This is a genomic window from Pseudomonas fluorescens (assembly GCF_902497775.2).
GTDB lineage: Bacteria > Pseudomonadota > Gammaproteobacteria > Pseudomonadales > Pseudomonadaceae > Aquipseudomonas > Aquipseudomonas putida_F.
Window position 1 is genome coordinate 419,760 of record NZ_OZ024668.1, and the last position, 13,328, is coordinate 433,087.

Consider the following 13,328-nt stretch of genomic DNA (forward strand, 5'->3'; position numbering starts at 1 on the left):
GCATGAGCGTTCGAGTCCAGAGCGAACCCTTTGATCCGGGTGTCGAAGTCAATGCCATGCACGCGGCGAATGTCGGCGTTGGTGCGGTGGTCGGCTTTGTTGGCTATGTGCGCGACTTCAATGATGGCCAGGAAGTGGCGGGGATGTTCCTCGAACACTACCCGGGCATGACCGAAAAGGCCCTGGCCAAGATCGTGGTTGAAGCCGAGGCGCGCTGGCCACTGCTCAAGGTCGAGGTGCTGCACCGCATCGGCGGCCTTGAACCGGGTGAGCCGATCGTTTTTGTCGGTGTTGCCAGTGCCCATCGCCAGGCCGCGTTCGACGCCTGCAACTTCATCATGGACTACCTCAAGACCCGCGCGCCGTTCTGGAAGAAGGAACAGACCGGGGTCGGCCCGCGCTGGGTTGAAGGCAAGCAGAGTGATGAAGAGGCTGCAGGGCGCTGGTAACCCTGATCGCGGGGCAAGCCCGCTCCTACAGGAGGCTCATTGTGGGAGCGGCGGTGCGGCGATCCGACTTGACCCGTGATGCTTCTGCTTATTGAGTTTTTATACAAAAAAGTCCAGTATGGAATTATAAGTACAAAATAATTCCAGGCCGACCCTTGCCTGCCCCTATTCCTCTGTCTTGCAACACACCTCCAACAACGAGCGAGAGAGACCCGTCATGAACAAGTTCACCCTGATCAGCGGTCTGGCCCTGAGCCTGATGGCCAGCAGCAGTCTGTTCGCCGCTGGGGATACCCTGCGTATCGGCATCGAAGCCGCCTACCCACCCTTTGCCTCGAAGAATGACAAGGGCCAGATCGTCGGTTTCGACTACGACATCGGCAATGCCCTGTGTGCCCAGATGCAGGTCAAGTGTGAGTGGAAAGAGGTCGAGTTCGACGGTCTGATCCCTTCGCTGAAAGTGAAGAAAATCGACGCCGCCCTGTCGTCGATGACCATCAGCGAAGAACGCAAGAAATCCGTGGACTTCACCCACAAGTACTATTTCACTTCATCGCGGCTGGTGATGAAGAAAGGCGCGGTGGTCGATGACCAGTACGCGAGCCTCAAGGGCAAGACGGTTGGCGTGCAGCGCGCGACCACCACTGATCGTTACGCCAGCGAAGTGTTCGAACCCAAGGGCATCAAGGTCAAGCGCTACGGCAACAACGAAGAAATCTACATGGACCTGGCATCCGGTCGGGTCGATGCGATTTTTGCCGACACCATCCCGCTGGAAGACTTCCTGTCCATGCCACGTGGTGCGGACTACGCCTTTACCGGCCCAGAGCTGAAAGATCCGAAATACGTCGGTGAAGGCGCCGGGATTGCCGTGCGCAAGGGCAACGGCGAGCTGGTCAGCAGGCTCAACCAGGCCATCGACGATATCCGTGCCAACGGCGAATACCAGAAGATCCAGGCCAGGTACTTCAAATCCGATATCTACGGCGACTGATCGCCGTTGTACTCAAGGCCTGGCGCTGATCAGGCCTTGAGTTCCTTCAGGTGCTTGTACACCGTCGCCCGTCCCATCCCCAGCACATTGGCCACATAGTTGGCCGCACTCTTGCCCTTGAACGCGCCTTCGGCATGCAGGGCCAGCACCAGCTCGCGCTTGTGGTCGCGGCTGAGCAGGTTGAGGCTCAGTTGCCGCTGGCGCAGCCAGCTGTTGAGGAAGGTGTTGATGCGCTCCTGCCAGTCATCGCGAAACAGTGCATCGGGCTGCGGGATCAGCTTGCTCGGCGAAAGGAACAGGTCGAGCGCCGCCTTGGCGTTCTCGAACAGGGAAATGTTCAGGTTGATGCACAGCACCGCCAGCGGCTTGCCGGCCGGGTCGCGCAGCACGGTGCTCAGCGAGCGGATCTTCTGACCGTCCCAGTTGAGCTTTTCGTACGGGCCGATGTTGGTCTCGTCGGTGCCTTCCTCGAACATGTCCTCCAGGGCCGCATCATCGCCAACCTCGCGCTTGGACAGGTTGTTGGCGATGTAGTCGATCTTCTGGCTGCGCAAATCGTGCAGCACCACTTCGGCGTGGGGGAAGAACAGGGTGGCGATGGCGTCGGCGATGGCCCGGTAGTTGTGCAGGGCTGGATCGGGGCGGGGTGTGGGCATTCGGGCAGGCTCCAGGCGGTGTCAGCGCCCTTGGCGAAAGGGCGCTGGGAGTGTGCCGCAATCGCGGCCGGGCGTCACCCTTGCAGGCGGCGCGGCGACAGCATCGCGGCGTTCAGGCCAAAGCCCTTGAGGGGGTCGGGCAGGTCTTCGCCGCGCACCAGGGCCGCGCTGGCCTGGCCCATGGCCGGCGAGGTCTGGATACCATAGCCACCTTGCGCGGCGACCCAGAACAGGCCGGGAACCTGCGGATCGAATCCGGCTACCAGGTCGCCGTCGGCAACGAAGCTGCGCAACCCGGCCCAAGTGCGGGTCGGGCGACGAATGCTCAGGGTGGTGGCTTCTTCGATCTGGTAGATGCCCATGGCGATGTCCAGCTCTTCGGCCTGCACGTCATGAGGCTCGACCGGGTCGGCATTGGCCGGTGAACCGAGCAGCATGCCGGCGTCGGGTTTCATGTAGAACGACTCATCGAGGCTCACCAGCATTGGCCAGGCATGGCTGTCGATGCCTTCGGGGCCGGCGAAGATGAACGCGGCGCGACGTTTTGGCTGCAGGCCCAGTGGCTGGGCGCCAGCCAGTTCGCCGATCTTGTCGGCCCAGGCACCGGCCGCGTTGATCAGTACCGGGGCGCTGAACGTGCCCCGGCTGGTCTGCACCTGCCAGAGGCCGTCGGCGTCGCGGCTCAGGTGCTGCACTTCGCAGTCGCTGTGCACTTCACCCTGCTGGCGACGAATGCCGCGCAGGTAGCCCTGGTGCAGGGCGTCGGTGTCGATGTCGCTGGCACTCGGGTCGTACAGGGCCCCATGCACCTTGTCGCGGCGCAGCACTGGCAGGCGCGCGCAGGCCTGCTCGGCGCTGAGCAGCTCGACTTCAGGCACGCAGGCCTTGGCGTTCTGGTACTGGCGCTGCAGCTCTTCAGGGTCGCCGTTGAGGTCGACGGTCATTTCCCCGCGAGGGCTGAGCAACGGGTGCTCGGCGAAGCCCGCAGGCGGATGGTCGAAAAACTCGCGGCTGGCCAGGGTCAGCGCGCGGACCTGCGGTGTGCCATAGGCTGCGGTGTACAGCGCGGCCGAGCGGCCGGTGGAGTGGTAACCCGGCTGCGACTCGCGCTCAAGCAGCAGCACCCGCCCGTGGCCGGCCAGCCAGAAACCGGTGGAGGCACCGGCAATACCGGCGCCGATGATGATGAAATCAGCGTGTTGCATGGAGGTTTCCTCAGTCGGCGCGTTGCAGGCGGTACAGGGCATTGGCCAGGGCGATGTCTTCCAGGCCCAGGCCGATGGAGCGGAAGAACGCATGGCGCTGGTAGTTCGGCTTTTGCACCGCGCCACTGATCAATTGCGCCAGATCGCCGACGATAGCTTCAGGTTGCCAGCCATGTTGCTCGGCGGCGATGCGCATCTCGCCAGCGCTGCCCGGGGTGGTTACCCGGTAGTCGCAGTACACGTCCATCTCGCTCAGGGTCGCTGGCGGCACTTCATGGGCACGGACTGCATTGGTGCTGATCGAGGTAATCAGCGCAGGTTTGCTCAACTGGCGCGGGTCGAGCACCGGGCCGGCCGAGGAGGTGCACAGCAGAATCACGTCGGCATCCAGCACTGCCTGCTCCAGGCTCTCGCTGAGCACCAGGCGCGGATCGAGATCGGTCAGGGCTTGGCGCTGCCCGGCGGATTGCTCGCTCAGGCTTGGCGAATACAGGCGGATGTCCTGCCATTGGCGCAGGTTGCGGGCGTAGTGCAGGTGGGCGCGGGCAATCGGGCCGCTGCCGATCAGGGTCAGGCACCGGGCGTCGGTGGCTGCCAGGGCGTCGACGGCCACGGCGGTGGTGGCGGCGGTGCGCGCGGTGGTCAGCTCGCCGGCATCGCAAAGCAGCAGGGGGTGGCCGCTGTCCATGGACATCAGCAGGGTCCAGGCAGTGACCAGCGGGCCTTGCTCGCGGACGATGTAGGGCGAGGTCTTGACCCCGTACACACGCTGTTCGGCCAGTACGCCACCGTAGTTGATGAAGTCGCCTTTGCCTGCGGGGAACTCCACCAGTTGCTGGGGCGGTTGCACCGCTTGCCCGGCCGCCAGGTCACGGAACAGGTTGCGCAGGATCTGCGGGACATCCACCTGGGCGAGCAGTTGGCGAGCGTGCTGTTGATCGATGACGAGAGGCGCAGACATGCGAAGCTCCAAATGAACTATTTTGTCTATTATGGACTTTTAGTTTATTTGGGCAATATGGGTAGGTGTAAAAAGCATCGCGGGGCAAGCCCGCTCCTACAGGGTTGTGTAGGAGCGGGCTTGCCCCGCGATAGGTTCAACGCAATCAGTGATGCTTGCGCGGTACCGGTTTGAGCAGCTCGGTCGGCGGCATCTCGCAGCTGATCTTGCGTCCCAGCAGCTCTTCGATGGCTGGCAACTGGTACGAGTCATCCTCACCGGCAAAGCTGATCGACACGCCGCTGGTGCCGGCACGACCGGTACGGCCGATGCGGTGCACGTAGTCGTCCGGGTCTTCCGGCAGGGTGAAGTTGATCACGTGGCTGATGCCGTCGATGTGGATACCGCGGCCAGCCACGTCGGTGGCGACCAGCACGGTGATGCGTCCTTCACGGAAGCTTTCGAGGGTCTTGATCCGCTTGTGCTGCGGCACGTCGCCCGACAGCTGGGCGGCGTTGACGCCGTCGCGCACCAGGCGTTCTTCGATGCGCCGCACTTCATCCTTGCGGTTGGCGAAGACCATCACCCGTTCCCACTTGTTCTCCGTCACCAGGTTGTACAGCAGCTTGTACTTGTCGCTGCCGGCCACGGCATAGACGTGCTGCTCGACGGTTTCGCTGGCGACGTTCTCCGGCTCGATCTCGACGATGGCAGGATCGGTGGTCCACTGCTTGGCCAGGTTCATCACGTCTTCGGTGAAGGTGGCCGAGAACAGCAGGGTCTGGCGTTCGCTCTTGGGTGGCGTCTGGCGGATGATCTGCCGGACCTGGGGGATGAAGCCCATGTCGAGCATGCGGTCGGCTTCGTCCAGCACCAGTACCTCGACCATGTCCAGGTGTGCTTCGCCGCGCTGGTTGAAGTCCAGCAAGCGGCCCGGGGTAGCCACCAGGATGTCGCAGTGGCGGGCTTCGAGGGCCTTGAGCTGCTTGTCGAAGTCCATGCCGCCGACGAAGGTCATGACGTTCAGGCCGGTGTATTTGGTCAGCGCCGCGGCATCCTTGGCGATCTGCACCACCAGCTCGCGGGTCGGGGCGATGATCAGCGCCCGTGGCTCGCCCATGTAGCGCTCTTTCGGCGGCGGGGTCTGCTGCAACTGGGTGATGATCGAAATCAGGAAGGCCGCGGTCTTGCCGGTACCGGTCTGGGCCCGGCCGATGGCGTCTTTGCCACGCAGGGTGTAGCCCAGGACCTGAGCCTGGATCGGCGTGCAGTATGGGAAGCCAAGGTCGTGGATCGCATGCATCAGCTCGGGCGAGAGCTTGAAGTCATGGAAACGGGTCTTGCCTTCCTGGGGCTCGACGGCGAAGTCTTCCAGCTTCCAGGTAGAAGCTGCAGGTTTTGGCTTGCGCTCACGGCGCGGCTTGGCCTCGGCCGGTTTCTCGGCGCGGACCGGGGCTGGTGCAGGGGCTGCGGCCTCGGTCTTGAGCGGAGCCGACGGGGCAGGGGCCTGGGGTGCTGCGGGCGGCTGCTTCACGGGGGCAGCGGTTTCGGTGGCGAGTTGCTCAACCTCGCTCTTGCCGAACATCTTCTTGAGTGCTTTGAGCACGGTCATCTCATCAATTGGTTAAGGAATGTACGCCGGGCAGTGTAATGCAAGAATCGGGCGCGGCGTAGTGGATTGCACTGACAACTACAGGGAACGCTTCTTTTAGCGCAGGCGCTCGGCCAGCCAGACGGCGATATCGCGAATTTCTTCCTGCAGCACTTCGTGCTCCATCGGGTATTCGGCCCACTTGGCGCTGACGCCCCAGTTCTTCAGGTGTTCGTAGGCGCTGCGCCCCATGGCCGGTAGCACTACCGGGTCGTGTACACCGTGCAGGCACAGGGCCGGGGTCCGTTGCTGGCAGGCGCTCAGTTCGCGTTCCTGGGCGAAGGTCGGGGCATAGGTCGAAAGCGCCAGTACACCGCCCAGGGCTTCTTGCCACTTTATATAGGCCGTGTGCAGTACCACCGCGCCGCCCTGGGAGAAGCCGGCGAGGATGATGCGCGACAGGGCCACGCCTTTTGCCTGTTCGGCCTTGATCAGTTCGATCACCTGCTCGGCCGATTCCTGCAGCTGCTCTTCATTAATGGCCCGCGCCGGGCTCATGGCCTTGATGTCGTACCAGCTGGGCATTGCATAGCCGCCGTTGATGGTCACCGGCCGGGTGGGCGCCTGGGGCATGACAAAGCGGGTGGTCAGCAGCACTTCCTGCAGGGCTTCGGCGACCGGCATGAAGTCGTAACGGTCGGCCCCAAGGCCGTGCAACCAGATCACACAGGCATCAACGGTTTTTTGTGGTTCGAGAATCAGCGGGTGGGTCATGACTGCTCCGAAAGTGTGCGCGCGCTCTTGTTTGCGTGCATGAAATGAAGGCGCGTCGGGTAAATCCGGGAAAAACCTGTCGCAACGCTGCAAGTTTCCCTCTTGACGTGAACTGAAACGCTTTAGCCCTTCAGTGTGGTACGCGCTTTGCTATGAAACTCCTGATGCGAGGTTACACGTTTTGGACGGTAACACCCGTTAGCGGTCCCCAAGGCTGTCACAGAACAGCGCATTGCGCCAATTGACCCAAAAACAAGCCAACACGGGTCGGATGCGCCTCATAAGGGTGCGGTGCAATCCCGGCTCACACAACAAGAGCAAAACTGGAGGTTTGAATGAAGATGTTGAAATCCACACTGGCAGTGGTTACCGCTGCTACCGCGTTGGGTATCAGCGGTTTCGCACAGGCAGGTGCGACCCTGGACGCAGTACAGAAGAAGGGATTCGTTCAATGTGGCGTCAGTGACGGTTTGCCGGGCTTCTCGGTGCCGGATGCCAAGGGCAACATCGTCGGGATCGACGCCGACGTCTGCCGCGCGGTGGCCGCTGCGGTGTTCGGCGACGCCAAGAAGGTCAAGTTCAGCCAGCTCAACGCCAAGGAGCGCTTCACGGCGCTGCAGTCCGGCGAAGTCGACGTGCTGTCGCGCAACACCACTTGGACCAGCTCCCGTGACGCCGGCATGGGCCTGGTGTTCGCCGGTGTTACCTACTACGACGGCATTGGTTTCCTGGTCAACAAGAAGCTCGGCGTTTCCAGCGCCAAGGAACTGGACGGCGCAACCATCTGCATCCAGGCCGGTACCACCACCGAGCTCAACGTTTCCGACTACTTCCGCGCCAATGGCCTGAAGTACACCCCGATCACCTTCGACACTTCCGATGAGAGCGCCAAGTCGCTGGAGTCCGGTCGTTGCGACGTGCTGACCTCGGACAAGTCGCAGCTCTACGCACAGCGCTCCAAGCTGGCCGCCCCGGCCGATTACGTGGTACTGCCAGAGACCATCTCCAAGGAGCCACTGGGCCCGGTAGTGCGCAAAGGCGATGAAGAGTGGTTCAGCATCGTCAAGTGGACCCTGTTCGCCATGCTCAATGCCGAAGAGATGGGCATCAGCTCGAAAAACGTCGAAGCCGAAGCCAAGGCCACCAAGAACCCTGACGTGGCCCGTATGCTCGGCGCCGACGGCGAGTACGGCAAAGACCTGAAACTGCCGAAGGACTGGGTCGTGCAGATCGTCAAGCAGGTCGGCAACTACGGTGAAGTCTTCGAGAAAAACCTGGGCAAGGAAACCCCACTGCAAATCGACCGCGGTCTGAACGCCCTGTGGAACAACGGCGGCATCCAGTACGCGCCACCGGTGCGCTGACGGTTGCGGCCTGCGGCGGCATTCGGCCGCCGCAGGCTGTTCGGTTCCCTTCCTTTCGGGGCATTACATGCAAAATAATATCGGCGCACCCAAGGGACTATCCCTGAGCGATCCACGTGTGCGTGCGTGGCTGTTCCAGATCCTCACCGTGGTCGCGGTGGTCGGTCTGGGCTGGTACTTGTTTCACAATACCCAGACCAACCTGCAACACCGCGGGATCACTTCGGGCTTCGACTTTCTCGAACGCAGTGCTGGCTTCGGCATCGCCCAGCACCTGATCCCCTATACTGAACAGGACAGTTATGCGCGGGTCTTCGTCATCGGCCTGCTCAACACCCTGCTGGTAACCTTCATCGGCATCATCCTCGCGACCCTGCTGGGCTTCATCATCGGTGTGGCACGACTGTCACCGAACTGGATGATCAGCAAGCTGGCCACAGTGTATGTCGAGACTTTCCGTAACATCCCACCGCTGCTGCAGATCCTGTTCTGGTACTTCGCGGTGTTCCTGACCCTGCCGGGACCGCGGGGTAGCATCAATCTCAACGACACCTTCTTTATCAGCAACCGGGGCCTGAACATGCCCGGGGCTGCCATGGCCGAAGGATTCTGGCCATTCGTCGTCGCCGTGGGGCTGGCGATCCTCGCCATTATGGTGATGGTGCGTCTGGCCAACCGACGCTTTGAGGCCACCGGCGAGCCGTTTCACAAATTCTGGGTCGGCCTGTTCCTGCTCTTCGGCATTCCGGCGTTGTGCGTGCTGCTGTTCGGCGCGCCGGTGCACTGGGAAATGCCGCAGCTCAAGGGCTTCAACTTCGTTGGCGGCTGGGTGCTGATCCCCGAACTGCTGGCGCTGACCCTGGCGCTGACCATCTATACCGCGGCGTTCATCGCCGAGATCGTACGTTCCGGTATCCGTTCGGTGAGCTACGGCCAGACCGAGGCAGCCCGCTCCCTGGGCCTGCGCGAGGGGCCGACCCTGCGCAAGGTGATCATTCCCCAGGCGCTGCGGGTGATTATCCCGCCGCTGACCAGCCAGTACCTGAACCTGGCGAAGAACTCTTCGCTGGCGGCCGGTATTGGCTACCCGGAAATGGTCTCGCTGTTCGCTGGTACCGTGCTCAACCAGACCGGCCAGGCCATCGAGGTGATCGCCATCACCATGAGCGTCTATCTGGCCATCAGCATCAGCATTTCCCTGCTGATGAACTGGTACAACAAGCGCATTGCGCTGATCGAGCGGTGAGGACAAGCGCATGAGTACCCATGTTTTCAAACCTGATATGCCGCCACCGGTCAAAGCCGTCGGCGTGATGGCCTGGATGCGCGCCAACCTGTTCTCCAGCTGGCTCAACACCCTGCTGACGCTGTTTGCCGCGTACCTGGTGTGGCTGATCGTACCGCCGCTGCTGCAGTGGTCGATCTTCGACGCCAACTGGGTTGGCACCACCCGTGCCGACTGCACCAAGGAGGGCGCCTGCTGGGTGTTCATCCAGCAGCGCTTCGGTCAGTTCATGTACGGCTACTACCCGAGTGAGCTGCGCTGGCGCGTCGACCTCACCGTGTGGCTGGCGGTAATCGGCGCCGCGCCATTGTTCATCGCGCGCTTCCCGCGCAAGGCGATTTACGGCCTGGGCTTTCTGGTGCTGTACCCGATCATCGCCTACACCCTGCTGCACGGCGGCTACTTGGGCCTGGCCACGGTACCGACCAACCAGTGGGGCGGGCTGATGCTGACCCTGGTGATCGCCACCGTGGGTATCGTCGGTGCTTTGCCGCTGGGGATTTTGCTGGCGTTGGGGCGGCGTTCGAACATGCCGGCGGTGAAGGTGGTCTGCGTGACCTTCATCGAATTCTGGCGCGGCGTGCCGCTGATTACCGTGCTGTTCATGTCTTCGGTGATGCTGCCGCTGTTCCTGCCTGAAGGCATGAGCTTCGACAAGCTGCTGCGGGCCATGATCGGGGTGATCCTGTTCCAGTCGGCGTACATCGCCGAGGTGGTGCGTGGCGGCCTGCAGGCCATTCCCAAAGGCCAGTACGAAGCCGCTGCGGCCATGGGCCTGGGCTACTGGCGCTCGATGGGCCTGGTGATTCTGCCGCAAGCCCTGAAGCTGGTGATCCCCGGCATCGTCAACACCTTCATTGCCCTGTTCAAGGACACCAGCCTTGTGATCATCATCGGCCTCTTCGACCTGCTCAACAGCGTCAAGCAGGCCGCTGCCGACCCGACCTGGCTGGGCATGGCGACCGAGGGCTATGTATTTGCCGCCCTGGTTTTCTGGATTTTCTGTTTCGGTATGTCCCGCTACTCCATGCATCTGGAGCGCAAGCTGGACACAGGCCACAAGCGTTAGGAGTGTTCCCATGAGTGAAGCGATCAAACAGCCTGTGAGCCCTGAAGGCATTATTCAGATGCAGGGCGTGAACAAGTGGTACGGCCAGTTCCACGTGCTCAAGGACATCAACCTGAACGTGCGCCAGGGCGAGCGCATTGTGCTGTGCGGGCCGTCGGGTTCGGGCAAGTCGACCACCATCCGCTGCCTCAACCGCCTAGAAGAGCACCAGCAGGGGCGCATCGTCGTCGATGGCGTGGAGCTGACCAACGATCTCAAGCAGATCGAAGCGATCCGCCGCGAAGTCGGCATGGTGTTCCAGCATTTCAACTTGTTCCCGCACCTGACCATCCTGCAGAACTGCACCCTGGCGCCGATGTGGGTGCGCAAGATGCCCAAGCGCAAGGCCGAGGAAATCGCCATGCACTATCTGGAGCGGGTGCGTATTCCGGAGCAGGCCAACAAGTTTCCGGGGCAGTTGTCCGGTGGTCAGCAGCAACGGGTAGCGATTGCCCGGGCGCTGTGCATGAAGCCGAAGATCATGCTGTTCGATGAACCGACCTCGGCGCTGGACCCGGAGATGGTCAAGGAAGTGCTCGATACCATGGTGGGCCTGGCGGAAGACGGCATGACCATGCTCTGCGTGACCCACGAGATGGGCTTTGCCCGCACCGTGGCGAACCGGGTGATCTTCATGGATAAAGGCGAGATTGTGGAGCAGGCGGCGCCGGACGACTTCTTCGACCGGCCGCAGAATGAGCGGACCAAGCTGTTCTTGAGCCAGATTCTGCATTGACCCATTGGGGCTGTGAAACAGCCCCGCTTCTTGGCAGAAGGTCAGTTTTCTTCTTTGGCTGCCGGTGCCGGCGGTGGACGCAAGCCAATCTCGGCCGTCAGCTTGAGCTCCTTGCCGTTGCGCATGACCTGAATTGCCACTTTGTCATTGGGCTTGATCCGCGCCACCTGGTTCATCGAGCGGCGGCCATCGCCCGCCGGTTCGCCATTGATGCTCAGGATCACGTCACCCAGTTCCAGGCCAGCCTTCTGCGCCGGGCCATCACGGAAAATCCCCGCAACGACGATACCCGGGCGCCCCTGCATGCCGAACGACTCGGCCAGCTCCTGGCTCAGCGGCTGCACCTCGATCCCCAGCCAGCCACGAATCACCTGACCGTGCTCGATGATCGACTTCATCACCTCCAGCGCCAGCTTGGTCGGGATGGCAAAGCCGATGCCTTGCGAGCCGCCGGACTTGGAGAAGATCGCCGTGTTGATGCCGGTCAGGTTGCCGTTGGCATCGACCAGCGCGCCACCGGAGTTGCCCGGGTTGATCGCGGCGTCGGTCTGGATGAAGTCTTCGTAGTTGTTCAGGCCCAGTTGGTTGCGCCCGGTGGCGCTGATGATACCCATGGTCACGGTCTGGCCGACACCGAAGGGGTTGCCGATGGCCAGGGCGACGTCGCCGATATGGATGTTGTCGGAGCGGCCGATAGTGATCGACGGCAGGTTCTTCAGGTCGATCTTGAGGACCGCAAGGTCGGTTTCCGGGTCGCTGCCGATGACCCGCGCCAGGGTTTCGCGGCCGTCCTTGAGCGCCACCACGATCTGGTCGGCACCGGAGGTCACGTGGTTGTTGGTCAGCAGGTAGCCTTCCGGGCTCATGATCACTGCCGAACCCAGGCTCGACTCCCAACGGCGCTGCTTGGGCAGGTTGTCACCGAAAAAGCGGCGGAACTGCGGGTCTTCGAACAGCGGGTGGGCGGTCTTGTTGACCACCTTGGTGGTGTACAGGTTGGCCACCGCCGGGGCGGCGATGCTCACGGCGTCGGCGTAGGACACCGGCCCCTGCATGATCCGCGTGGTCTGCGGGGCTTGTTGCAGGTTGACGTCCTGGCTGGGCAGGCCGACCCATTGCGGAAAGCGCTGGATGACCAACAGGGCGATCAGCACGCCGACCAGCAGCGGCCAGCCAAAGTAACGCAAAGCCTTGAACATTGAACGAATCCTGGGAGTTGGCAGAGGGCCGATGACAGCTGGGAGCGTGAACGCGCGCGATCATACTGCGCGCGGGCGCGTGCAGGAACTGTTAAATCGTCACGAAAACCAACAACACCAGCCCCCAGGCAACTGCCGTCGGTTTCCCCCAACCCGGCGACGGCCCATAATGACGCTCATTATACGGGGCCTTGGGCCGCGCTGAACTGCGAAATTGAGGAGTCTTTTCATGGCTGTTGCCCTGAGCACCCTGGTCGAGGAAGCCGAGCGCTACCTCGGCAGCGCCAAAATCCAGGACTACTGCCCCAACGGCCTGCAGGTCGAGGGCCGTCCGCAGGTGACCCGCATCGTCAGCGGCGTCACCGCAAGCCAGGCCTTGCTCGATGCGGCGGTCGAGGCCGAAGCCGACCTGGTGCTGGTACACCACGGTTACTTCTGGAAGGGTGAGAACCCGTGCATCACCGGCATGAAGCAGCGCCGGCTGAAGACCCTGCTGAAAAACGACCTGAGCCTGCTGTCCTACCACCTGCCGCTGGACCTGCACCCGGAAGTGGGCAACAACGTACAACTGGCGCGTCAGCTCGACATCACCGTCGAAGGCCCGCTGGACCCGCAGAACCCGCGGATCGTCGGCCTGGTTGGCTCGTTGGCCGAGCCGATGTCGGCCCGCGATTTTGCCCGCAAGGTGCAGGAGGTGATGGGTCGCGAGCCGCTGCTGATCGAAGGCGAGCAGATCATCCGCCGCGTCGGCTGGTGCACCGGCGGCGGCCAGGGCTACATCGACCAGGCGATTGCCGCCGGTGTCGACCTGTACCTGAGTGGCGAGGCCTCCGAGCAGACCTTCCACAGCGCCCGCGAAAACGGCATCAGTTTCATCGCCGCCGGCCACCATGCCACCGAGCGTTACGGCGTGCAGGCACTGGGTGATTATCTGGCCCGGCGCTTTGCCCTGGAGCACCTGTTCATCGACTGCCCGAACCCGATCTGACGCTAAAACGGCAGGGCATATTCTTATACTGTTTCGTTC

The 13,328-nt window shown here is 62.4% G+C and carries 13 protein-coding genes; 7 read left to right on the forward strand and 6 right to left on the reverse strand.

Annotated elements, in window-relative coordinates; translation table 11 throughout:
* The first annotated feature begins 2 nt into the window (after nt 1-2).
* A complete protein-coding gene (moaE, locus tag F8N82_RS02065; RefSeq protein ID WP_038998826.1) occupies nt 3-449 on the forward strand; it encodes a molybdopterin synthase catalytic subunit MoaE in 447 nt (148 codons plus the stop codon).
* A gap of 217 nt (nt 450-666) precedes the next feature.
* The gene (locus tag F8N82_RS02070) at nt 667-1,443 is read left to right on the forward strand and encodes an ABC transporter substrate-binding protein (protein WP_038998827.1); all 777 of its coding nucleotides are present in this window, start codon (nt 667-669) and stop codon (nt 1,441-1,443) included.
* Nucleotides 1,444-1,472: 29 nt separating this feature from the next.
* Here F8N82_RS02070 and F8N82_RS02075 read toward each other — a convergent pair whose 3' ends face one another.
* The 5 genes from F8N82_RS02075 to F8N82_RS02095 all read right to left on the reverse strand — a co-directional run bounded on the left by F8N82_RS02075 (nt 1,473) and on the right by F8N82_RS02095 (nt 6,609).
* Nucleotides 1,473-2,099 (reverse strand): helix-turn-helix transcriptional regulator, encoded by a 627-nt coding sequence (locus tag F8N82_RS02075; protein WP_038998828.1) that lies wholly within the window; start codon nt 2,097-2,099, stop codon nt 1,473-1,475.
* A 74-nt stretch (nt 2,100-2,173) separates the two neighbouring features.
* On the reverse strand, nt 2,174-3,304 hold the full coding sequence (locus tag F8N82_RS02080; RefSeq protein ID WP_038998829.1) for an NAD(P)/FAD-dependent oxidoreductase: 1,131 nt from the start codon (nt 3,302-3,304) through the stop codon (nt 2,174-2,176).
* 10 nt (nt 3,305-3,314) lie between these two features.
* Nucleotides 3,315-4,265, reverse strand: a complete 951-nt coding sequence (locus F8N82_RS02085) for an ornithine cyclodeaminase family protein (protein WP_038998830.1) — start codon at nt 4,263-4,265, stop codon at nt 3,315-3,317.
* Nucleotides 4,266-4,410: 145 nt separating this feature from the next.
* Entirely contained in the window at nt 4,411-5,850 is a 1,440-nt protein-coding gene (gene rhlB, locus F8N82_RS02090) for an ATP-dependent RNA helicase RhlB (RefSeq protein ID WP_038999722.1), read from the reverse strand.
* A gap of 102 nt (nt 5,851-5,952) precedes the next feature.
* Nucleotides 5,953-6,609 carry an alpha/beta hydrolase gene (locus F8N82_RS02095; protein WP_038998831.1) on the reverse strand — a complete coding sequence of 219 codons (657 nt, stop codon included), beginning with the start codon at nt 6,607-6,609 and terminating at the stop codon, nt 5,953-5,955.
* A 335-nt stretch (nt 6,610-6,944) separates the two neighbouring features.
* Between F8N82_RS02095 and F8N82_RS02100 the strand changes: the two genes are divergently transcribed.
* The 4 genes from F8N82_RS02100 (at nt 6,945) to F8N82_RS02115 (ending at nt 11,102) form a co-directional block, all read left to right on the forward strand.
* Nucleotides 6,945-7,973, forward strand: a complete 1,029-nt coding sequence (locus F8N82_RS02100; protein ID WP_038998832.1) for an amino acid ABC transporter substrate-binding protein — start codon at nt 6,945-6,947, stop codon at nt 7,971-7,973.
* Nucleotides 7,974-8,040: 67 nt separating this feature from the next.
* Nucleotides 8,041-9,219, forward strand: a complete 1,179-nt coding sequence (locus F8N82_RS02105) for an amino acid ABC transporter permease (RefSeq protein WP_038998833.1) — start codon at nt 8,041-8,043, stop codon at nt 9,217-9,219.
* Between the two features lie 10 nt (nt 9,220-9,229).
* On the forward strand, nt 9,230-10,327 hold the full coding sequence (locus tag F8N82_RS02110; protein ID WP_038998834.1) for an amino acid ABC transporter permease: 1,098 nt from the start codon (nt 9,230-9,232) through the stop codon (nt 10,325-10,327).
* A gap of 10 nt (nt 10,328-10,337) precedes the next feature.
* Nucleotides 10,338-11,102 carry an amino acid ABC transporter ATP-binding protein gene (locus tag F8N82_RS02115; RefSeq protein ID WP_010220739.1) on the forward strand — a complete coding sequence of 255 codons (765 nt, stop codon included), beginning with the start codon at nt 10,338-10,340 and terminating at the stop codon, nt 11,100-11,102.
* Nucleotides 11,103-11,143: 41 nt separating this feature from the next.
* On the opposite strand, the gene algW is transcribed toward F8N82_RS02115, so the two are convergent.
* Nucleotides 11,144-12,301, reverse strand: coding sequence for a Do family serine endopeptidase AlgW (algW, locus tag F8N82_RS02120; protein WP_010220741.1), 1,158 nt, complete (start codon nt 12,299-12,301; stop codon nt 11,144-11,146).
* Nucleotides 12,302-12,530: 229 nt separating this feature from the next.
* Here algW and F8N82_RS02125 point away from each other — a divergent pair, with 229 nt between their 5' ends.
* Nucleotides 12,531-13,289, forward strand: coding sequence for a Nif3-like dinuclear metal center hexameric protein (locus tag F8N82_RS02125; protein WP_038998835.1), 759 nt, complete (start codon nt 12,531-12,533; stop codon nt 13,287-13,289).
* The last annotated feature ends 39 nt before the right edge of the window (nt 13,290-13,328 follow it).